We start from the raw sequence: 21,120 nt of genomic DNA on the forward strand, positions 1-21,120 counted from the left end.
ATAATGATTATCATGTTACCGCTTGCATCTAGCGTAATAAACGGGTTATTCTTAAAAGTAATAGATAAAAAATTAGTTCAAATAATTGCAACCGGCTTCTTATCTTTATCTGCCTTATTCTCATTAGTAATATTTTGTGATGCAGGTTTAGACGGGAATATAATCCATATTAAATTATTACCATGGATTGAGGTTGGAAATTTTAAAGTAAATTGGTCGATTTATATCGATCAGCTCACTAGCATAATGTTTATAGCCGTAACATGGGTGTCAAGCGTCGTGCATATTTATTCGCTTGGCTATATGGCGGAGGATAAGGGGATTATACGTTTCTTGTCTTTTCTTTCGTTATTCACGTTCTTTATGTTAATGCTAGTATCCGCAGATAATTTTTTACAATTATTTTTCGGCTGGGAGGGCGTTGGGGTTTGTTCATATTTACTAATCGGATTTTGGTATTCAAAAGAATCCGCCAATAAAGCAGCGATTAAAGCTTTTATAACTAATAGAGCCAGCGATTTTGCCTTTATCTTAGGCATAATAACGATTATTGTTTATTGTGGTTCGGCAAATTACAAAGATGTATTTTCATCTGCAGAGTTATTATCTAATACAAAAATATTTTTACAATTTTCTATTCTAGATGTTATTTGCTTGTTATTATTCATCGGCTGTATGGGTAAATCTGCACAGATTGGTTTACATGTATGGCTGCCTGATGCGATGGAAGGGCCGACTCCGGTATCTGCACTTATTCATGCGGCAACCATGGTAACGGCAGGAGTATTCTTAGTAGCACGCTGCTCGTATTTGTTTGAATATAGCCCTTTAGTTCTACAGTTTATTACAATAATAGGCGGTGTTACTTGTCTTTTTGCCGCAAGCATTGCTATTATGCAAAGCGATATCAAAAAGATTATTGCTTACTCTACCTGTAGTCAGCTTGGTTATATGTTTATGGCTTGCGGGGTATCTGCCTATAATAGCGGGATATTTCACTTAGTAACTCATGCCTTTTTTAAAGCCTTATTATTCTTATCAGCCGGCAGTGTAATACATGCAGTTCATGAGCAGGATATTTTTAAAATGGGTGATTTAAGAAATAAAATGCCGGTAACTTACGGAAATTTCTTAATCGGCTCACTTGCATTGATAGGTATTTATCCTTTGGCAGGGTTTTACTCTAAAGATTCGATTTTAGAAGCAGCCTATAGTAGCGGCTCGTTTATGTTCATTTTTGGGATAGCGGCAGCAATACTTACTGCTATTTATTCAATGAAGATTATTATGCTTGTGTTCTATGGTAAAACTAAGCTAGAAAAAGATGTTTTTGAGCATACCCATGAACCGGCTAAAATAATGAATAACCCCCTTATATTGCTTGTCGCTGGGAGCTTTTTTAGCGGTATGATCGGTTATTATTTACTTTCTATGGACAAACCAAACGGCTATTTCCATGAAAGTCTATTTAATTTACATATTTATAAACTACTAATTAGCCACCCGCCTTTATATATTAAGCTACTACCTATGGCAGTTGGCATAATGGGGATTGTTATTGGTATTTGTGTATTTTCATTGTCATCCCGTGGCTTGACCACGGGATCCAATAAAAATATTAAAAAAGACTGGATCCCGTGGTCAAGCCACGGGATGACACCCTTTGGACTAATTTCCAACATACTAAGAAATAAATATTACTTCGACGAAATATATAATTTCTTAATTGTAAAACCTATTAACTGTTTAGCTTCTTTATTTTATCTTGGCGATCAGAAAATAATCGATCGTTTTGGACCAAACGGTTTTTCACGAGTCGTTAATTGCTTTAGCGTTCTTACCGGTAAAACACAAACAGGATATGTTTTTAATTATGCTTTGTATATTGTATCGTTTATTGTTGTTGTAATTAGCGTTTTCGTTTGGAGAGGTTAGTATACTTGGCATTAAAAACTAAAACCGTCATTGCGAGGAAAATTACGAAGTAATTGACGAAGCAATCTCAGGAGTATTATTTCATGAGATTGCCGTGCGGTCTTCGACCGCTCGCAATGACGGAAGAAACCCATAAAATCTTAAAAGAATGTTAGAATTACCTATTATATCTATCAGTATTTTCCTGCCGCTAATAAGCGTGCTATATATTTTGCTGTTTATTAGTCAAAGTAAAAAGGCAAATAAAGAGATATATGTAATGTATGTTGCAGTACTTAGTTCTGTTTTAACATTCATCTCAACTATTTATATTTTAATAGAGTTTGACTCTTCAAACCCCGCTTATCAATTTGTTGAACGCTATGCTTGGCTTGATAAAATCGGGCTTGAATTCCATGTAGGTGTTGACGGTATATCAATATTTTTCGTAGCTCTAACTTCTTTTCTTACTCTTATTTGCATAATAGGAAGCTTATTTACCGTTAAAAAATATATTAAAGAATATTTAGTATGTTTTTTATTAATGGAATCTTTTTGTATAGGGGCATTTACCTCAGTAAATTTATTATTATTCTATCTCTTTTTTGAAGCAATATTAGTGCCGATGTATATTATTATCGGTGTTTGGGGAGGTGAGAATAGAATATATGCAGCTCTTAAATTCTTCTTATATACTTTCTTTGGTTCGGTATTTTTCCTACTTTCATTAATTTATATTTATAGCAAAATTTATAGTTTTGATTTAACCTATATTCCTGAACTTACCGGTAATATTCCATTATTTGCTCAGCAAATTTTATGGTGGGCTATCTTTATTGCTTTTGCCGCTAAAATTCCTATGATTCCGTTTCATACTTGGTTACCCGATGCACACGTACAAGCTCCAACCAGCGGCTCTGTTATACTTGCCGGTATCTTGCTAAAACTCGGCGGCTACGGTTTTTTAAGAGTATTACTACCGCTATTTTCGAGTGTATCACAAGAATTTGCAATTTACGTAATTTACCTTAGCGTTATTGCAATAATATATGCGTCCCTTGTTGCTCTTGCTCAAAAAGATATGAAGAAGATGATAGCATATTCATCTATTGCACATATGGGATATGTTACGATAGGTATTTTTAGCTTTACTGAAGCCGGAGTTAGCGGAGCAATATTTCAGATGCTTAGCCATGGCGTGATTTCCTCATGCCTATTCTTAATAGTCGGTACTTTATATGAAAGATTGCACACCAAAGAAATAGCTAAATACGGCGGTGTAGCAAGTAAAATGCCTGTACTTGCCACATTTTTTATGATTGCAATGCTTGGTTCTGTCGGGCTACCCGGAACTAGCGGATTTATCGGAGAATTTTTAAGCTTGCTTGGGATTTATAAGGTGAATGTAGCAGCAACCTTTATAGCGGCTCTCGGCATAATCCTTGGGGCGGTTTATATGCTGAAATTACATAAAGAAGTTATGCTTGGTGAAATTACCAATAAAGAAATTATACATTTCAGAGATTTATATAAATATGAAATAATCTCAATAGCTCCTTTAATATTATTGATTATTTACTTTGGTCTAATGCCCAGTTCTATTTTAAACGTATTTCGTTTATCGGTGGAGAATTTATTGGTTAGATTCGGTAACTAATTATGTGTGTGTCATACCGTGGCTTGACCACGGTATCCAGAAAACATCATGCAATATTACTAATTTTATTACTGGATACCGTGGTCAAGCCACGGTATGACGTATGACAAGTATGCTATCACTTCATCAATTACAATTTAATATAGAACAAAGAAATTTATTTGATCTAAGTATTACTTTTCTTCCTTCTTCTATTACCTATATAAAAGGAGCTAATGGTTGCGGTAAAAGCTCGCTACTGCGAATGATAGCAGGAATTATGCAACCAAGTAGCGGTAATATCTACTATAAAAATAATAATATCGACAATATCCCTAAACCATACTGCAATTATATAGGTCATAATTTAGGTCTAAAACTCGAAATGACTGTTTTTGAGAATCTAAAATTTTGGTCGGAAATTTATAATTACGCTGAAACCCTATACGCTGCTATTCATTACTTTAAATTACAAGATTTATTAGATGAAAAATGCTATAGTTTATCTAGCGGAATGCAGAAAGTCGTAGCCGCAGCAAGACTTATTGCCTGCCAATCTGACTTATGGCTACTTGATGAAGTTGAAACTAATTTAAGCAAAGAAAATAGAGATTTGCTAAATAATTTAATTGCTATGAAAGCAAATAGCGGAGGTATTGTTCTTCTATCCTCTCACCTAGAAAATTCTATAAAATCTGCACAGACATTACAGCTGGATTAATTATTATTGTTTTGCGTATTTTTATAAATCTTCCAATGCACAATAAAAAATATAAGGCTAACTATAATCCAAATTGAACAATTAATTATTGTACTTATAGCACGTGCTTTAGTAACTTCTATATATTCATTCTTATAACTAATTCTCTTTTCTTCTAGCTCTTTTGGAGGCAACCCTTTTAATTGTTCATATAAATCCTTATCATATGATTTTAGCTTCAAATATTGCTCATTAGTACTATATTTTATAAGTTCCTCTTTATTAGTATATTCCGGTAGGAATAGTGTAATGAATGCATTAAATGTAATAGAGAGCGTTATCAATAAAACTATAGTAGTAACAAAGCAAACTACCATACTATAAATTTGTTTTATAAGCATAATTTCTCAGTATTTTATAATCATTTATAATTATAGGGGGCAAAAAAAGAAAAGCAATGCTTATAGTGAATTACAAAAGTTTATGAAAGTTCAAATTTTCAAGGGATTAACGGCTATGTCATTCCTGCTTTCGCAGGAATGACATAGAGTAAAAACTATCTAGTACTATAGTAATTTACCTATACTCATAATCCTTATGTAATTTACTAGCTAGTGCCTGCTCCCATCTATCACCGTTTTGCAGTAATCTTTCTTTATCATAAATAAGTGCCGTATGAGTTAGGCTTGCAAACTCGAAATTAGGACCTTCAACTATCGCATCTACAGGGCAAGCTTCTTGGCATAACCCGCAATAAATACATTTTGTCATGTCTATATCATAACGTGTTGTACTCCTACTGCCGTCATCTCGTTCGTCCGCTTCAATCACTATCGCTTGTGCCGGACAAATTGCCTCACAAAGCTTGCAAGCAATACAACGTTCTTCACCGTTTTCATAGCGACGCAGTGCATGCTCGCCCTTAAATCTAGGGCTAACAGGGCTTTTTTCATAAGGATAATTTATGGTAACTTTAGGCTTAAAGAAATACTTTAAAGTCAAAGCCATTCCCCTTATTATCTCATATAGAAAAAACGATTTTAAATAGTTTATCATAAACATTATATATTAAAGATCGATGGCATTATTGTGGGGTATTGCCAACGTGGATACCAAATCGTCATTGCGAGGAGCAAAGCGACGTGGCAATCTAGAAAAATAATTAAAAAAATTCTGTAAATCAGAATTTTTTACTGGATTGCTTCGTCGAATTACTACGTAATTCTTCTCGCAATGACGGGTAAACCGATCACGCAATAATAACATAACACCTAAACACTCGGCAAATTATCTGTATAAATAAGCACGCTCGACACTAACACCACCCAAAACAAAGTTAGAGGTAAAAATACTTTCCACCCCAAACGCATTAATTGGTCATAACGATATCTCGGTAAGGTTGCTCTAATCCATAAAAAGCAAAACAATAAGAATCCGACCTTAAATACAAACCAAAAGAACCCTGGAATAAAATCTAACCACGATATATTAAAGGGCGGTAAGTAACCTCCTAAAAAGAAAGTCGTAGTCATTGCACTAACGAGTATCATATTAGCATATTCACCTAGGAAAAATAAAGCAAATCCCATAGAGGAATATTCAACATTATAGCCGGCGACTAATTCCGATTCTGCTTCAGGTAAATCAAAAGGTAACCTATTTGTTTCGGCAAGCACCGAGATAAAAAATACGACACCCATAGGTAGTAGCATTAAATCAATCCACCATGGGCTAGTTCTTTGGGCTTCAATAATCCCACTTAAATTGAGAGTACCGGTAGTAAGTAGCACGGTAATAATAACCAGCCCCATCGATACTTCATAAGAAATCATTTGGGCGGATGAGCGTATAGCACCAAGGAAGGCATATTTTGAATTACTTGCCCAGCCGGCAATAATAATGCCGTAAACGCTTAAAGAGGATATAGCAAAAATATATAAAACACCGACATTAATATCTGCAAGAACTACCCCCTTTGAAAATGGTATAACTGCCCAGCCGATTAAACTTAATATAAAAGTTATCATCGGTGCTAAAATAAATAATATTTTATCGGAGTGGGTTGGAATGATCAGCTCTTTGAATAAGAGCTTAACCGCATCGGCAATAGGTTGCAAAAGCCCGAACGGTCCAACGACATTCGGTCCACATCGTAGCTGCATTAATCCAATAACACGACGTTCTGCATATGTTAAATACGCAACGCATAAAATTAAAGGGATAGTGATCGCCACCACCTTTAGAGCGATGATAATTAACGGAAAAATATATTCAAAAAAGAGTTCTAGCATGAGAGTACCTCAGTATCATACCGTGGCTTGACCACGGTATCCAGTAGTACAATACACGCTATATCAACATTTTTACTGGATACCGTGGTCAAGCCAAGGTATGACATTATTGTCATGCCGCCCTCTCATTTCTCTTTTCCTTAGCCTCTACACACTTAGCCATAGTGACCGAGTTTTTACTAATTACATCAGTCATATAATAATTAATAGGTTCCGTAGTTATAGGCTCTTTTGATAACTTATCTTTAGAGCTAAATTTAGCAAATTTACTCTCTACAATTTTATCAATATTAGCAAATATCTTATATTCTTTAGCAAGTTTGGCTCTTACTTCTCGTAAATCACTCATTCCGATATCTATTTTCAGATAACCGGCAAGCTCTTTAATAATTTCTATATCTTCTTTAGCTATTCCTACAAGCGATACTGCTTTTTCCGCTATTTGAGGTCTTCCTTCTAAATTTACGTAAATTCCGCTCTGCTCGGTATAAGCTGCCGCAGGTAAAATTACATCAGCATTCGCAGCACCTGAATCCCCATGATGTCCTTGATATATTATAAAAGCCGATTTTAGCTTATCAAATGGGAGTTCATCAGCTCCAAGTAGGTAAGTGAGTTCTAACTCTTCAAGCTTAATAGGAGTATTAAAACCGATATCAAGACCGCCGACTATAGAAGCGTGATTATGCAGCATATTAAAGCCTTGAAAGTCATCACGCATAATATTATATTCAGCCACTATCTTATGAATAAGCGACAATATAGCATATCCGTCATCTCGCCCGTATACGCCGTCACCCACTATAATCATCGGATATTTTGCTGCTTTTAAGTCTTTCTTAAACTCATGAGTACCAATAGCTAGCTCCTCAATAATCTTAATATCCCTTCCTAAATCCTGAATTCTATAAGTTTGGTTATGTCCTTCACCTATTCTTGCCACTTTTAATGAGCCTGCACGCACTCTTTGCCCTATTCGGCTATTTAATATCGGTGCTATCTGCCTTGGATTTGCTCCGATTAGTAAACATAAATCAGCCTTTTCTACACCGGCAATAGTTGTATTAAATAAGTAGTTTCCTCGCTGCGTGGTATCAAATTTATAATCAAACTGATTAACGCTATAATTATTAGAACCAAGCTTTTGCAGTAATGTTTTTAGCATGAACATTGCTTCAACAGATGCGAGAGAGCCGGCAATAGCAGCAATTTTTTCCGGTTTTACGGATTTAATTTTATCTGCTATCGTTTTTAAAGCTTCGCTCCAACTAGCCTCTACTAACTTACCGTTTTTTCTGATATAGGGGAGATCTAAGCGTTGATATTTCAAACCGTCATAACTAAAACGGTTTTTATCAGAAAGCCACTCTTCATTTATTTCTTCATTAACACGAGGTAATATTCTCATTACCTCATCGCCTCTACTATCTATACGAATATTGGAACCTTCGGCATCATGTACGCCAATGCTAGCGGTATGTTTTAGTTCCCATTTACGAGCTTTAAAAGCATAAGGTTTGGAATTTAAAGCACCGACCGGACAAATATCTATCATATTACCGGATATTTCGGAATCGAGCGTTTGCTCTAAATATGAAGTTACCTCCATATGCTCACCACGATGGATAGCTCCCATTTCTTCTATTCCGGCTATATCATTTGCGAATCTAATACATCTTGTACATTGTATACATCTAGTCATCGCTGTTTTAATCAGCGGTCCCATATATTTATCTTTAATAGATCTCTTATTTTCATGAAATCTATTAGTACCTTTACCGTATCTAAAAGCCTGATCTTGTAGGTCGCATTCTCCACCTTGATCACAAATAGGACAATCTAGAGGATGGTTAATAAGTAAAAACTCCATCACTCCTTCACGTGCTTTTTTTACCATAGGCGTATCAGTGTGAATAACCATACCGTTACTTACCGGCATTGCACAAGAAGCTATAAGCTTTGGTGATTTTTCCATTTCAACCAAACACATACGGCAATTACCGGCGATTTTTAGACGCTCATGATAACAAAAATAAGGAATTTCTTTACCTGCTTGTGTACAAGCTTGATAAACGGTGCTACCTTCTGATACTTCTATTTCAGAGCCGTCTACGTTCAGTTTTATCATCTTATTTAATCCAATAAGTCATAGGGTTCGGATAAGCTTGATCCTCTATCATATATTTAAAACCGATGGCAACACGAAGTACATACCAAACAGCAAGTGCAAAGTATAGTACTACTCCAATAATGATAAATGTAAATATGAAACATACAATCCACCCAAGTACCCCAAGGCAAAAAGTACGGAATAAAAACACGTAATGACTAGTAGCAAAATTATCACCTTTATCTTTATTAAGATATGCAAAAAATACTCCAATTAATGGTAATATCGGTGCTACTACCCCGCATAAATATAATATATATACTACAATTAAGTTTTTCTTACCGCTCTCGGTATATTCTTTAAGATGCTTGTCCATATTTTACCTCTTTATTCCCACAGCCCTTTATGTCATTCCTGCGAGGCATTGTTGTGTGAACCTGTTGATTCGTCATTGCGAGGAGGCGTTGCTGCGTGGAAAATTACATAGTAATTCGACGAAGCAATCTCAGGATATTTAACGAGATTGCCACGTCGCTTCGCTCCTCGCAATGACGACCTTCAATATCCACACAACAATTCCATTATTTTTTCAAACTCTCTACCACAAAATGCATAATACTACCGTGCTTTATATAATTTATCTCATTATCCGTAAATATTTGCAATATTAAATCGATTGTTCTTGTTTCGCCAGTTTGTTTTTTTATCACGCATTTAACAGGATTATAAGGCTTTATTTGTTCACTTAAGCCTATAATATCAATAGTTTCCGAACCGTCTAGCTTTAAATCTAATCTTGTATTATTGCCGGTAAAAGTTAGCGGTAAAATACCCATACCAACTAAATTTGAACGATGTATTCGCTCAAAGCTCTCGGCAATCACTGCCTTTACTCCAAGCAGTTGCGGACCTTTTGCCGCCCAATCTCTAGACGAACCGCTACCATATTCTTTACCGGCAAAAATCACTACAGGTACATCATTAGCTTTATAGTCCATAGCCGCATCGTAAATAGTTTGCTGCATACCGCTTAATTGGTTTATAGTAAAGCCGCCTTCCACACCCTTGCACATCTCGTTTTTTATACGGATATTAGCAAATGTGCCACGCATCATCACTTCATGATTCCCTCTACGTGATCCGTAAGAGTTGAAATCTAGAGGCTCTATATGATGGTCCATTAAATATTTAGCAGCAGGGCTGGTTTTACTAATACTTCCTGCCGGTGAAATATGATCGGTAGTAATAGAATCACCGAAAATTGCTAGAATTTTTGCAGATTTTATATCTTTTATATTATTCTTGCTGCCTATATCCTCAAAATAAGGCGGATTATTAATATAGGTACTGTTCTTATTCCAGTTATAAGTAGAGCTAGTTGTAATCTGTAAATCTTTCCACTCTTTCGTTCCACTAAATATATCGGAATATTTTTCTATAAACATAGAGGAATTAATTGAATTTGCAATAACTTCATCTATCTCTTCTTTGCTTGGCCAAATATCTTTTAAATAAATATTTTTTCCTATCGGCTGATTATTTAAATCTATATTAAGAGTGCCGCTAAGTGCATATGCTACAACTAAAATAGGCGAGCCGAGATAGCTTGCTTTAGTAAGTGGATTAATTCGCCCTTCAAAATTCCTATTACCGGATAAAACAGAAGCAACAACTAGCCCGTTTTTGTTAATAGTTTCCTCTATTTCCGGATTTAGAGGTCCGGAATTACCGATGCAAGTAGTGCAGCCGTAACCTACTAGATTAAACCCTAATTCATCTAAATATTTATCAAGACCGCTAAGCTTCAAATATTCTGTTACGACTTTTGAGCCAGGAGCAAGAGAAGTTTTAACCCAAGGCTTTACCTTTAACCCATGTTCTAGTGCTTTTTTAGCAAGAAGTGCTGCACCAATCATCACGCTAGGATTAGAAGTATTAGTACAGCTAGTAATTGCTGCAATTACCACATCGCCGTTACCGATTTCGTAATTCTGATTTGCTATAACATACTTTTTATCAATGTCTTTATTTTCTAAAGCAAAATTCGGTAATTCATGTTTAAAACTGCTTGCTACATCATTTAGATTTACCCTATCTTGCGGGCGTTTTGGACCGGCGAGTGAACTTTGTACTTTCGATAAATCTAGCTCTAAAATTTCGGTATATTCTGCCTCATGCTCAAAATAATACCAAAGATTCTGCTCGTTTGCGTATTTTTCTACTAATTTGATTTGCGTTTTTTCTCTACCTGTTAGCTCTAAATATTTTATAGTTTCTTGGTCAATCGGGAAAAAGCCACAAGTAGCACCGTATTCAGGCGACATATTAGAAATAGTAGCACGGTCAGCAATTGTTAGGTTTTTAAGTCCCTCACCGAAAAACTCAACAAATTTACCTACTACTTTCTTTTTCCGCAACATCTCGGTAACGGTTAACACTAAATCGGTTGCGGTAGCTATACCTGTTAATTTTCCTGTTAGTTTTACACCGATTACTTCCGGTAGAATCATAGTAAGAGGTTGTCCAAGCATTGCAGCTTCTGCTTCTATTCCGCCAACTCCCCAACCAAGCACCGATAATCCATTTACCATGGTTGTATGGCTATCAGTTCCAACTAAACTATCAGGGTAAGCAAGTCCGTCTTTATGCCACACGACTTTTGCTAAATATTCTAAATTTACCTGATGACAAATACCCGTACCAGGCGGCACTACTTTAAAATTATTAAATGCCTGCTGCCCCCATTTAAGAAACTGATAACGCTCAATATTGCGTTTCATTTCCATTTGCACGTTTTTATCGAATGAATCTTTAGCTGCATAAGAATCAACGCTTACGGAATGGTCTATTACCAAATCAACAGGAATAAGCGGATTAATTTTTAACGGATCGCCTCCTATTTTCTTCATCGCATCACGCATAGCAGCTAGGTCCACAATAGCAGGCACACCGGTAAAATCCTGCATCAAAACTCTTGCCGGCATAAAATCTATTTCCGCATCAGATTCTTTAGTTTTTAGCCATTCTTTAAATACAAGTAAGTTTTGCTTTGAACCATTAGAACGTAATACATTCTCAAATAACACTCTTAAACTATATGGAAGCTTTTTTAAGGGAAGTTCGATATCGCTTGCCGCTTTATTTATATCGTAAATTTTGTAGGAAGTATTATCAATTGATAGTTCTTTAAGATATTCTGAATTATGCACTTTTGACATTTGTTTCTCACTTGATTATGTGGAATGAACATCGTCATTGCAAGCAACCGTAGGCTGCGTGGTTCAACTTCCCCTATGTGTCATCCCGTGGCTTGACCACGGTATCCAGTTAAAAATACTAAAATTATTAGTATTTTTTATTATTTTTATGGACCCTGTGGTCAAGACACGGGGTGACACAGTGGATTTGCCTCCTCGCAATGACATTAAAATAACCTTATCCCAAAACGTAGATTTTTAAAACAAATTAATGTTGTTCTGATAAAGGTTTTTGAAGTTCTAGAAGCTTAGTTGCTATTTCTGCTTCATTTAAATTTGTAACGTTAATAGCAGTTTCCGTTGCTATATTAACATAACTTCCCGTTACTTCGGTTACACCGCTGGAAATAAGATAAGTAATTTGTGGGGTGTGTATATCATCTATATAAACCTGTACTAAACCGGCTTTTAAACTAACAATCATCGGAGCGTGATTCGGCAGCACTCCAAACATACCTTCCTCACCCGGCATTGTTACCATTTTAGCTTGCTTTTCAAATGCAATACTCAAAGGAGTAATTATTTTGACTAGAATTGTTTCGTTCATACTTTTATGTCATTCCCGCAAAGGCGGGAATCTAGTAATTAAAAATTTTTTATGGATTCCTGCTTTCGCAGGAATGACATAGATGCTACTTCAGAGCTTTCGCTTTCTCTATAGCCTCGTCCATAGTTCCGACCATATAAAAAGCAGCTTCCGGTAAATCATCGTATTTACCCTCTACAAGCCCTTTAAAGCCTGCTATAGTATCGGCTAAATTAACAAATTTGCCTTCAGCTCCGGTGAATACTTCAGCGACATGGAAAGGCTGTGATAAGAAACGCTGTATTTTTCTAGCACGCGACACGGTTAGTTTATCTTCTTCGGATAGCTCATCCATACCTAAAATAGCGATGATATCCTGCAACGATTTATAAGTTTGTAAAATCTGCTGCACTTGTCTTGCTACACTATAATGCTCTTCGCCGACAATCATCGGATCAAGCACTTGTGAATTGCTATCTAACGGGTCAACTGCCGGATAAATCCCAAGCTCGGCTATCTGACGGCTAAGTACTGTTGTAGCATCTAGATGCACAAAAGAAGTAGCAGGAGCAGGATCGGTTAAATCATCTGCCGGTACATATATAGCCTGCACGGAAGTTATTGAGCCATTCTTAGTAGAGGTGATACGCTCCTGTAGCTCTCCCATATCAGTAGCAAGAGTAGGCTGATACCCTACCGCTGACGGAATTCTACCAAGTAGTGCCGATACTTCAGAACCTGCTTGAGTAAAACGGAAAATATTATCTACAAAGAATAAAACATCTTGCCCCTCATTCATATCTCTAAAACTTTCCGCAATGGTCAGACCGCTTAATGCAACTCTTGCCCTTGCTCCCGGCGGCTCGTTCATTTGTCCATAAACAAGAGCTACTTTTGAATTTTCCGGTTTCTCAAGGTCAACCACACCGGAGTCAATCATTTCATGGTAAAGATCATTACCCTCTCTAGTTCTCTCACCGACTCCTGCAAATACGGTATAACCTCCATGGGCCTTAGCTACGTTATTAATAAGCTCCATAATTAACACGGTTTTACCTACACCTGCACCACCGAATAATCCTATCTTACCGCCCTTAGTATAAGGAGCAAGTAAATCAACAACTTTAATACCGGTTACTAATATATTACGCTCGGTTGACTGGTTGGTAAAATCAGGTGCAGACTTATATATAGAAGAAATATTTGAGCTTTTAATGTCTCCTTTACCGTCAATCGGCTCACCTACAACATTCATAATACGCCCAAGCGTCTCAGTACCTACGGGAATCCGAATAGGACTGCCTGTATCTATTACTTCTACACCCCGCACTAATCCTTCGGTAGAATCCATAGCAATACAACGCACCGTATCATCGCCTATATGTTGTGCTACTTCCAGCACTATCCTTTGTTTATAGTTATAGCACTCTAGAGCATTTAAAATTTCCGGTAACTCACCGTTATTCGTAAATTTTACATCCACCACCGCTGAAATAATCTGAGTAATTTTACCGATATTTTTTGTCATAATTTTTTCTTTTGTTATAATACCTAAAATCATCATTAAGTATTTATGTTGACGAAGATCAACTTCAAAAAGAGCAAGGAGTCTATAAGTCGAGGAGCGGAGCGTATACTTAATACGTGAGCACCGCAGAACTTATAAGACGACGTAGCCAATTTTTGAAGTTCATCGAGTCACACCGCTTCAGAGCCGGCTATAATCTCTATCAACTCTGTAGTAATAATAGCCTGTCTTGATCTATTCAACTTTAAAACTAATTTACTTATTAAATCATTAGCATTATTTGTTGCATTTTCCATAGCGGTCATTCTAGCTCCCTCTTCACTTGCTCTACTTTGTAGTAAAGCATAATTTATTTGGGAATTCACATATAAATTAATTAAGTTAGAAATTAGATTCTCTCCCTCATACTCATAATTATAGTCAATTGATTTGGACTCGCCTACTGCGTCACTCGTCGCTCTCCTATTATTTATAGGCTTCGCTCCTTGCTCCTTGTATCCAAATCCAACTGAATTGACTATAGAATTATCTGCAGAATCATCATGATATTTTTCTACCGGTAAAACCTGTTGTCTAGTCATAATTTGAGTCATTGCGTTTTTAAATTTATTAAAATATATAACACAATTACTAACTTCTAAATTTGTAACTAGCGACATAATTTCCTGTTTTACTTGCAACATCAGATTTTCATCATGAATTTTGGGTAACTCAAAATAGCTATCAATATAATTTGCATATTGTCTTTTTAGTGCTTCGTAACCTTTTTTACCTATAATGATAAGCTTTATTTGTTCGCCTTTATTTTCTAACTCTTTAATATCATTCTTAACTTGCTTAATTATACTGTAATTAAACGTTCCGCATAAACCACGCTGTGATGTCATAACTATCAATAAATTTGCTTTATTCGGTATAGTATTAAAAAATTTCTGCTCTTCTATAGATAGCTCATACATATCAATTGATAATATATCGGACATCATTTTACTAATAGCCTCAATATAAAAATTTGAATTGGCTATTTGACTTTTTATTTTTGTCATTTTAGAAGCTGATACTAGTTGCATTGCTTTAGTAATCTTTTGTGTAGATTTAACGCTTTTAATTCTAGTTCTTAATTGCTTTAAATTTGACATATAGTTTTTTGGTTTTTCCATTGTCACCCCGTGGCTTGACCACAGGGTCCAGTATTTTTAACTTATTTTACTGGATGCCGTGATCAAGTCACGGCATGACACAGTAGGCTTTTACGAAATTTTCTAAAAATGCTTTCAGTTTCTGCTCGGTTTCTTCGGTTATACGTTGCTCGTTTTTTATTGATTCCAAAATATCTTTTTTATTTAACCTTATCTCCGTAAGCATTTTATCCTCAAATTCTTTTACTTTCTGAAGCGGCACATCATTTAAATATTTCTTAGTTCCGACATAAATACTTACTATTTGCTCTTCTACCGGAAAGGGATGATATTGTGCTTGTTTTAATATCTCAACTAATCTTTTACCGTGATCGATTTGTGCTTTAGTGGCAGGGTCTAGATCTGATCCAAATTGCGAGAAAGACTCCAGCTCTCTAAATTGAGCAAGTTCTAGCTTTACCGAACCTGATACCTGCTTCATAGCCTTTATTTGTGCTGCAGAACCAACACGGCTTACTGAAATACCGACATTAACGGCAGGTCTTATGCCTTTATAAAATAACTCACTTTCTAAGAAAATTTGACCGTCGGTAATTGAAATAACATTTGTTGGGATATAAGCAGATACATCACCTGCCTGCGTCTCGATTATAGGAAGAGCAGTAAGTGAACCATTGCCTTTTTCCTCTGACATTTTAGCAGCTCGCTCAAGCAATCTTGAATGCAGGTAGAACACGTCCCCGGGATAGGCTTCTCGCCCGGGAGGTCTTCTAAGAAGTAATGAGATTTGTCTGTATGCGACGGCATGCTTACTTAAATCATCATAAATAATAAGTGCGTGCATGCCGTTATCACGAAAATATTCGCCCATACTACAGGCAGAATAAGGGGCAATGAATTGAAGAGCTGCAGCTTCCGAAGCAGTAGCCGAAACAACGATTGTATAGTCCATTGCTCCGGCATCTTCTAGTTTTTTTACTATCTGTGCAACACTTGATCTTTTCTGCCCAATAGCTACATAAATACAATAAATTTTATCGCTTTCATTAGTAAGTGAATGAGCTTGTTTTTGATTAATAATAGTATCAACCGCTATAGCCGTTTTTCCGGTTTGTCTATCACCGATTATTAACTCTCTTTGCCCTCTACCTATCGGAATTAACGAATCTATAGCCTTTATTCCGGTTTGTACAGGTTCACTTACGCTCGTTCTTTCTATTATTCCCGGAGCTTTCATCTCGATATGTCTGTACTCTTTACTTGCAATATCGCCTTTGCCGTCAATAGGGTTACCAAGAGCATCAACAACACGACCAAGCAAAGCTTTTCCTATCGGTACTTCTAAAACTTCTTTAGTTCTTTTGACATTATCGCCTTGCTGTACTTGGTTATCATCGCCCATAATTACAGCACCGACGCTATCATTCTCCAAATTTAAAACAAGACCCTTAACACCGGATTTAAACTCTACTACTTCACCGGATTTTACATTAGCAAGACCGTAAATTTTAGCTATACCGTCACCGACCGAAATTACCTGCCCTACTTCCTCAAGCTCACTTAAGCAATTAATATTAGCTATTTCCTTTTGTAATATTTCAGCTACTTCAATAGGCTTTAGTTTCATGGGTTTTATGTCTCCTAGTTGTTCACGTCATTGCGAGCAGCCATAGGCTGCTTGGCAATCTCATAAAATATCCTGAGATTGCGTACGTACAATTACTTCGTAATTTCCTCGCAATGACGATATAAATATCTATGCAGCAATCCTAACTTTCTTTAAAGCTTTCGTTATTTTCTCTAAACTACCTTTTATTGAGTAATCTTGCAACATACTATCATATTTAATTACAATACCGCCAATAATAGTACTATCAATATCAAATAATATTTCTGTTTTTTGATTTAATTCTTTTTCTATACGAGATTTAATCCACTCTTGCTCTTTAGGTTGTAACTTATTTGCAGAAATAACCTGAACTATTTTTATGTTTTTACTTTCATATAGTAAAGTATTATAAGCATCTACTATATTAGATAAAATAGCAGTACGAGAATTTTTTACCAATAACAATAAAAAATTATTCACTATTTTGTTAAATTTAGTATTTTTTACTAACGAATTAACCACATTAATTTTATCATCCTTATTTACTATAGGAGAAAATAGAAACTCTCTAATATCAAAATTATCGGTAATTATACGATTTATAGCGGTAATTTCTTCAAAGATTTTATCTTGTATATTATCAACCATAGCGTTATTAAATAACGCCACTGCATAATTCTCGATTAAATTATCTTTGTTCATACATGTATTGCCCTATCAAATGCAGCTAACACCGACTCGTGCATCATTTCCGATAAAGTCGGATGCGGGAAGATAGTATTAATTAAATCCAACTCCGTTCCTTCTAAATTTTTTGAAACCACATATCCTTGTATTAATTCTGTTACTTCCGAACCTATCATATGAGCTCCGAGCAACTCACCGGTTTTAGCATCAAATATAGTTTTAATTAAGCCGTCGCTATCACCGCTTACTAAAGCCTTACCGTTAGCCATAAAAGGAAACCTGCCTATTTTAAGCTCGTAACCTAAAGCTTTCGCTGCTTCTTCCGTAAGTCCAACGCTTGCTATTTGCGGTGAGGAATAAGTGCAGCCTGGAATGTTATGTTTGTTAATAGCATGGGGCTTTAAGCCAGCTATACTTTCCGCTGCAATAATCCCTTCATGGCTTGCTTTATGAGCTAAACAAGGTACTCCTGCTACATCCCCTATAGCATAAATTCCCGATTCTGCAGTTTGCATTAGTCCGTTATTAACTATATAGCCGTTTTCTACTTTAATTTTGGTCTTTTCAAGTCCTAAATTTTCTGTATTTACCGTAATACCTACTGCCATAAGTAAGATTTCAGCTTGTAATTTTTGTGTTTTACCGGATAACTCTAGCTCAACTTCTATCTTATCTTTTGATTTTGTTTGCTTAATTAACTTAGCATTTGTAATAATTTTTATGCCTTTCTTCTCAAAGCTCTTATGAGCGATTCCGGCAATTTCCGTATCTTCAGCAGGTAATATTCTATTATGTGCCTCAATTACGGTAACATCTACACCAATACTATTATAAAATGAAGCGAATTCTATACCTATTGCACCTGAGCCGACAATAATCATAGATTTCGGCACATACTGCGGTATCATAGCTTCTTTTGAAGTCCATATTTGCTTGCCGTCAGGCTCAAAGCCTTTTAAAACCCTAGATCTTGCTCCAGTAGCTATAATAATATTATCTGCTTTTACCTTAAGGTTATCATTTATATTTATTATCTTATTTCCTGCAAGGCTTGCTACTCCGTCTATTACGGTAACTTTGTTTTTTTTCAATAGTAACTTAACACCGCTTGCAAGCTTATTTGAAATCTCTCTTGAGCGTTCGACTATTTTCTTAATATTGATTTCAGCACCTTTAGCATCAATTCCATAATCTTTAGCATGTTTTATATATTTAAAAACCTCAGCAGATTTTAGCAAAGATTTAGTCGGTATACATCCCCAATTAAGGCACACTCCTCCTAAATGTTCTTTTTCTATTAATACAACTTTTTTCTTTAATTGTGCTGCTCTAATTGCTGCAACATATCCACCCGGACCACCGCCTATAACGGCTACATCGTATTGTTCCATTTTATTTTTATTTTGTTAGTTTTGTTTATTAGGTTTATTGCCATCCCTATATGAACCTATTATGTCATTCCCGCGAAAGCGGGAATCTAGTACTTTAAAGTTTTTTAAAAACTTCATTCAAAGAATAAAATGATATAATAAAAAATCTTTGTTTTAAAGATTTTTTAGCCTGGATTCCCGCCTATGCGGGAATGACATAGGAGTCATGCAACAAGGCCTCTTTTAATTAGGAATGACATTTATATAGCATTTAGTAACGCCAATTTTTTAAATTAAACGAGTATACTACTCTTCAGCATCCATCTGTTTTTTTCATGCACCTTAATCCGTCCAATAATCATATCGGTTGTCCCCTCATCGCCCTCTGCTTGTGCTACTTTGAGTCCCTTATATAAGGTATCTCTAATAATATCTTGATCTTTTGTTAGACTTTTAAGCATTTCGTTTGCCGTTACGTTTGGATTTGCCTCATCTATAGATGCAAGCTTTATTAAATTTGATAATGCGGGGACTTTAGCACCTAAACTTCTCACTCTTTCAGCAAGTTCATCTAAGCTTTCAGCTAAATCTTCATATTGTCCTTCAAATAATAAATGTAGACTTCTAAACTCTGCTCCTTCTACATTCCAGTGATAATTCTGTGTTTTAAAATATAAAGCATAACTATCTGCTAAAATTTGTTCTAAAACTTTTACTACTTGCATAATATCCTCAAATTTTTATGAACTTTTTGACTTTATAACATTTCTTTAGACACTTCAAGAGATAACAGGGCTTATATAAATTCCTGATATATTTCTTTTCTGTGTTTGATTGCAATAATAATTACCGTAGATGTTTCTTGTTCAATACGGTATATAATACGATAATCACTTACTCGGAGTCTTCTATGACCTTTCAAACTATAGCGTAACGGTTTGCCAAAAGCTATGGGATCAAACATTAATCGTTCTTCAATTGCACGTTTGATAAGAGTTTTTGCATTGGAGGAAAGCATTGGGATATGCTTATTTGTTACTTCTTCTAGATAACGTATTTTATAATTCATTTCCACGCTTCTTCGTGAGAGTAAGTTTTAGCATTCTCTTTATCAAGCTTTTTAGCAACTTTTGACAGAAATAAATCTTCTCTCATTTCAAGAGCTTCAAGTGTTAATTCTCTGACTAAACTCGATAAAGATTTATTTTCTTGAACTGCTAAATTACTAAGCAAAGTGGAAATTACCGGGTCAAAAGTAACATTAACTATTGGACTTTTAGACATATAGAATTATTTTTATTGATTAGTATTATTATTGTAACACTTTTACATCACTCAAACAATAAAATTATCAATTAAGAATAAAATTGCAATGATTATATATTAAATATTAATTTTTATTAGTAATTTCTTGACTAATCATATTAGTTTTACCTATTATGCACCTTAATTTAAAACTTAAGGATAGAACGGCATGAATCACATATTACACTTTTCTTTAACTACCGCAGCAAGAATTACTAATACAATAGGTCAAGGATACCACATACTTAAAATAGGGCATAATGTGGCCAGTTACTATCTAACTACTACTACCCTTAGTTTAATTGAACAGACTTACCCTAAAGAGAATATATTAACAACTATGTGTAATAAAGGAATTGAATTATTAAATACTAAAACAAGCAATTTTGTATTTGAAGGAATATTCAAAATAAAGGAAGTATTAACTGCAAATAAAGCTATTATTACAGCGATTAATGATAATAAAGACCATACGGGATTATATATTGCAAAAACAAGGTGATAAGACTTATATATATGAGGAACGCTTGCTTAAAATATGTCAAGAAAATCTTCAAGGAAATCTTACTATTGAGGGTATACTTAATATCGCAGGGTATAATAACCCTATTATAGGAGATATTAAAGGGTGCGAAATATTTGAAGTAGAGAAAGAAAATGCTCTACAGGCGATTCTCTCAGAAATAAAGGATTTAATAGCTAACCCGATATCTAGCACTACTCAAGCAATTGATATTAATACAACCGAGGGATGGACAGAGTCCGTAACAGAATATTTATCTGAAATGGCGACTAATGCAGTTAATAATACAATAACAAATTCTACTGCTGAAATTTCTGAATCAATCTTTTCCGATAACACTGAAAGTTGGACTGAAACGGGAATAAATTTAATTAATAACACCGTAGCAAACCTTACTAATACTGCCTTCAATTCAACTTATAACCCTCAAGAAAATATGTTTGATTAGAGTGATAACGATAATTCCTTAGCTACATATATAGGCATTGGTACAGCTGTAGCTGCCTCCATAGTTGTTGCAATAGG

At 35.3% G+C, this 21,120-nt stretch carries 20 protein-coding genes and 1 pseudogene; 6 read left to right on the forward strand and 15 right to left on the reverse strand.

The window, feature by feature from the left end; genetic code table 11:
* Positions 1 to 12 precede the first annotated feature (12 nt).
* From nuoL to ccmA, 3 genes are all read left to right on the forward strand, one after another.
* Positions 13 to 1,935, forward strand: coding sequence for an NADH-quinone oxidoreductase subunit L (nuoL, locus tag ACE38Q_RS05460; RefSeq protein WP_500191322.1), 1,923 nt, complete (start codon positions 13 to 15; stop codon positions 1,933 to 1,935).
* 148 nt (positions 1,936 to 2,083) lie between these two features.
* Positions 2,084 to 3,571 (forward strand): NADH-quinone oxidoreductase subunit M, encoded by a 1,488-nt coding sequence (locus ACE38Q_RS05465; protein WP_500190385.1) that lies wholly within the window; start codon positions 2,084 to 2,086, stop codon positions 3,569 to 3,571.
* A 112-nt stretch (positions 3,572 to 3,683) separates the two neighbouring features.
* Complete coding sequence (gene ccmA / locus ACE38Q_RS05470; protein ID WP_500191327.1) at positions 3,684 to 4,271, forward strand: heme ABC exporter ATP-binding protein CcmA; 588 nt, start codon at positions 3,684 to 3,686, stop codon at positions 4,269 to 4,271.
* On the opposite strand, the gene ACE38Q_RS05475 is transcribed toward ccmA, so the two are convergent.
* Both ACE38Q_RS05475 and nuoI read right to left on the reverse strand, forming a co-directional pair.
* Positions 4,268 to 4,651 (reverse strand): hypothetical protein, encoded by a 384-nt coding sequence (locus ACE38Q_RS05475; RefSeq protein WP_500190386.1) that lies wholly within the window; start codon positions 4,649 to 4,651, stop codon positions 4,268 to 4,270. The genes ccmA and ACE38Q_RS05475 overlap by 4 nt on opposite strands.
* Before the next feature lie 175 nt (positions 4,652 to 4,826).
* Positions 4,827 to 5,306: an NADH-quinone oxidoreductase subunit NuoI gene (gene nuoI / locus ACE38Q_RS05480; RefSeq protein ID WP_500190387.1), complete on the reverse strand. Its 480-nt coding sequence runs from the start codon at positions 5,304 to 5,306 to the stop codon at positions 4,827 to 4,829.
* A 60-nt stretch (positions 5,307 to 5,366) separates the two neighbouring features.
* On the opposite strand from nuoI, the pseudogene ACE38Q_RS05485 reads away from it, so the two are divergent.
* Positions 5,367 to 5,488 (forward strand): annotated as a pseudogene (locus ACE38Q_RS05485) (lytic transglycosylase domain-containing protein); the annotation flags it as partial.
* A gap of 33 nt (positions 5,489 to 5,521) precedes the next feature.
* Here ACE38Q_RS05485 and nuoH read toward each other — a convergent pair.
* The 13 genes from nuoH to ACE38Q_RS05550 all read right to left on the reverse strand — a co-directional run bounded on the left by nuoH (position 5,522) and on the right by ACE38Q_RS05550 (position 20,051).
* A complete protein-coding gene (gene nuoH, locus ACE38Q_RS05490; protein ID WP_500190388.1) occupies positions 5,522 to 6,541 on the reverse strand; it encodes an NADH-quinone oxidoreductase subunit NuoH in 1,020 nt (339 codons plus the stop codon).
* Positions 6,542 to 6,653: 112 nt separating this feature from the next.
* The gene (gene nuoG / locus ACE38Q_RS05495) at positions 6,654 to 8,669 is read right to left on the reverse strand and encodes an NADH-quinone oxidoreductase subunit NuoG (RefSeq protein WP_500190389.1); all 2,016 of its coding nucleotides are present in this window, start codon (positions 8,667 to 8,669) and stop codon (positions 6,654 to 6,656) included.
* Between the two features lies 1 nt (position 8,670).
* On the reverse strand, positions 8,671 to 9,027 hold the full coding sequence (locus ACE38Q_RS05500; RefSeq protein WP_500190390.1) for a DUF4870 family protein: 357 nt from the start codon (positions 9,025 to 9,027) through the stop codon (positions 8,671 to 8,673).
* A 205-nt stretch (positions 9,028 to 9,232) separates the two neighbouring features.
* Entirely contained in the window at positions 9,233 to 11,869 is a 2,637-nt protein-coding gene (gene acnA / locus ACE38Q_RS05505) for an aconitate hydratase AcnA (RefSeq protein ID WP_500190391.1), read from the reverse strand.
* A gap of 247 nt (positions 11,870 to 12,116) precedes the next feature.
* Complete coding sequence (locus ACE38Q_RS05510; protein ID WP_500190392.1) at positions 12,117 to 12,455, reverse strand: F0F1 ATP synthase subunit epsilon; 339 nt, start codon at positions 12,453 to 12,455, stop codon at positions 12,117 to 12,119.
* Between the two features lie 85 nt (positions 12,456 to 12,540).
* Complete coding sequence (gene atpD / locus ACE38Q_RS05515; RefSeq protein WP_500191329.1) at positions 12,541 to 13,962, reverse strand: F0F1 ATP synthase subunit beta; 1,422 nt, start codon at positions 13,960 to 13,962, stop codon at positions 12,541 to 12,543.
* A gap of 170 nt (positions 13,963 to 14,132) precedes the next feature.
* The gene (gene atpG, locus ACE38Q_RS05520; protein WP_500191333.1) at positions 14,133 to 15,101 is read right to left on the reverse strand and encodes an ATP synthase F1 subunit gamma; all 969 of its coding nucleotides are present in this window, start codon (positions 15,099 to 15,101) and stop codon (positions 14,133 to 14,135) included.
* Between the two features lie 88 nt (positions 15,102 to 15,189).
* Complete coding sequence (gene atpA, locus ACE38Q_RS05525; protein WP_500190393.1) at positions 15,190 to 16,728, reverse strand: F0F1 ATP synthase subunit alpha; 1,539 nt, start codon at positions 16,726 to 16,728, stop codon at positions 15,190 to 15,192.
* A 129-nt stretch (positions 16,729 to 16,857) separates the two neighbouring features.
* On the reverse strand, positions 16,858 to 17,412 hold the full coding sequence (atpH, locus tag ACE38Q_RS05530) for an ATP synthase F1 subunit delta (RefSeq protein ID WP_500190394.1): 555 nt from the start codon (positions 17,410 to 17,412) through the stop codon (positions 16,858 to 16,860).
* Positions 17,409 to 18,788: a dihydrolipoyl dehydrogenase gene (lpdA, locus tag ACE38Q_RS05535; RefSeq protein WP_500190395.1), complete on the reverse strand. Its 1,380-nt coding sequence runs from the start codon at positions 18,786 to 18,788 to the stop codon at positions 17,409 to 17,411. Before lpdA ends, atpH begins: the two co-directional genes overlap by 4 nt.
* Positions 18,789 to 19,060: 272 nt before the next feature.
* A complete protein-coding gene (locus tag ACE38Q_RS05540) occupies positions 19,061 to 19,492 on the reverse strand; it encodes a Dps family protein (protein WP_500190396.1) in 432 nt (143 codons plus the stop codon).
* A gap of 71 nt (positions 19,493 to 19,563) precedes the next feature.
* Entirely contained in the window at positions 19,564 to 19,836 is a 273-nt protein-coding gene (locus tag ACE38Q_RS05545; RefSeq protein WP_500190397.1) for a type II toxin-antitoxin system RelE family toxin, read from the reverse strand.
* Positions 19,833 to 20,051: a DUF6290 family protein gene (locus ACE38Q_RS05550; RefSeq protein WP_500190398.1), complete on the reverse strand. Its 219-nt coding sequence runs from the start codon at positions 20,049 to 20,051 to the stop codon at positions 19,833 to 19,835. Before ACE38Q_RS05550 ends, ACE38Q_RS05545 begins: the two co-directional genes overlap by 4 nt.
* A gap of 190 nt (positions 20,052 to 20,241) precedes the next feature.
* On the opposite strand from ACE38Q_RS05550, the gene ACE38Q_RS05555 reads away from it, so the two are divergent.
* Both ACE38Q_RS05555 and ACE38Q_RS05560 read left to right on the forward strand, forming a co-directional pair.
* Positions 20,242 to 20,574: a hypothetical protein gene (locus ACE38Q_RS05555; RefSeq protein WP_500190399.1), complete on the forward strand. Its 333-nt coding sequence runs from the start codon at positions 20,242 to 20,244 to the stop codon at positions 20,572 to 20,574.
* Between the two features lie 25 nt (positions 20,575 to 20,599).
* Complete coding sequence (locus ACE38Q_RS05560; RefSeq protein ID WP_500190400.1) at positions 20,600 to 21,043, forward strand: hypothetical protein; 444 nt, start codon at positions 20,600 to 20,602, stop codon at positions 21,041 to 21,043.
* Positions 21,044 to 21,120: the final 77 nt, after the last annotated feature.

The organism is Rickettsia endosymbiont of Thecocarcelia acutangulata (assembly GCF_964263195.1).
GTDB classification, from domain to species: Bacteria; Pseudomonadota; Alphaproteobacteria; order Rickettsiales; family Rickettsiaceae; genus Rickettsia; species Rickettsia felis.

Excerpts from the sequence above, each read along its gene's own strand:
- lpdA (WP_500190395.1), bottom strand. The coding sequence starts at position 18,788 with ATGGAACAATACGATGTAGCCGTTATAGGCGGTGGTCCGGGTGGATAT.
- nuoH (WP_500190388.1), bottom strand. The coding sequence starts at position 6,541 with ATGCTAGAACTCTTTTTTGAATATATTTTTCCGTTAATTATCATCGCT.
- ACE38Q_RS05510 (WP_500190392.1), bottom strand. The coding sequence starts at position 12,455 with ATGAACGAAACAATTCTAGTCAAAATAATTACTCCTTTGAGTATTGCA.
- ccmA (WP_500191327.1), top strand. The coding sequence starts at position 3,684 with ATGCTATCACTTCATCAATTACAATTTAATATAGAACAAAGAAATTTA.
- ACE38Q_RS05550 (WP_500190398.1), bottom strand. The coding sequence starts at position 20,051 with ATGTCTAAAAGTCCAATAGTTAATGTTACTTTTGACCCGGTAATTTCC.
- nuoG (WP_500190389.1), bottom strand. The coding sequence starts at position 8,669 with ATGATAAAACTGAACGTAGACGGCTCTGAAATAGAAGTATCAGAAGGT.
- atpG (WP_500191333.1), bottom strand. The coding sequence starts at position 15,101 with ATGTCAAATTTAAAGCAATTAAGAACTAGAATTAAAAGCGTTAAATCT.
- nuoI (WP_500190387.1), bottom strand. The coding sequence starts at position 5,306 with ATGATAAACTATTTAAAATCGTTTTTTCTATATGAGATAATAAGGGGA.
- ACE38Q_RS05545 (WP_500190397.1), bottom strand. The coding sequence starts at position 19,836 with ATGAATTATAAAATACGTTATCTAGAAGAAGTAACAAATAAGCATATC.
- acnA (WP_500190391.1), bottom strand. The coding sequence starts at position 11,869 with ATGTCAAAAGTGCATAATTCAGAATATCTTAAAGAACTATCAATTGAT.
- ACE38Q_RS05465 (WP_500190385.1), top strand. The coding sequence starts at position 2,084 with ATGTTAGAATTACCTATTATATCTATCAGTATTTTCCTGCCGCTAATA.
- atpA (WP_500190393.1), bottom strand. The coding sequence starts at position 16,728 with ATGAAACTAAAGCCTATTGAAGTAGCTGAAATATTACAAAAGGAAATA.
- ACE38Q_RS05555 (WP_500190399.1), top strand. The coding sequence starts at position 20,242 with ATGAATCACATATTACACTTTTCTTTAACTACCGCAGCAAGAATTACT.
- ACE38Q_RS05475 (WP_500190386.1), bottom strand. The coding sequence starts at position 4,651 with ATGCTTATAAAACAAATTTATAGTATGGTAGTTTGCTTTGTTACTACT.
- atpD (WP_500191329.1), bottom strand. The coding sequence starts at position 13,962 with ATGACAAAAAATATCGGTAAAATTACTCAGATTATTTCAGCGGTGGTG.
- atpH (WP_500190394.1), bottom strand. The coding sequence starts at position 17,412 with ATGAACAAAGATAATTTAATCGAGAATTATGCAGTGGCGTTATTTAAT.
- ACE38Q_RS05500 (WP_500190390.1), bottom strand. The coding sequence starts at position 9,027 with ATGGACAAGCATCTTAAAGAATATACCGAGAGCGGTAAGAAAAACTTA.
- ACE38Q_RS05540 (WP_500190396.1), bottom strand. The coding sequence starts at position 19,492 with ATGCAAGTAGTAAAAGTTTTAGAACAAATTTTAGCAGATAGTTATGCT.
- nuoL (WP_500191322.1), top strand. The coding sequence starts at position 13 with ATGTTACCGCTTGCATCTAGCGTAATAAACGGGTTATTCTTAAAAGTA.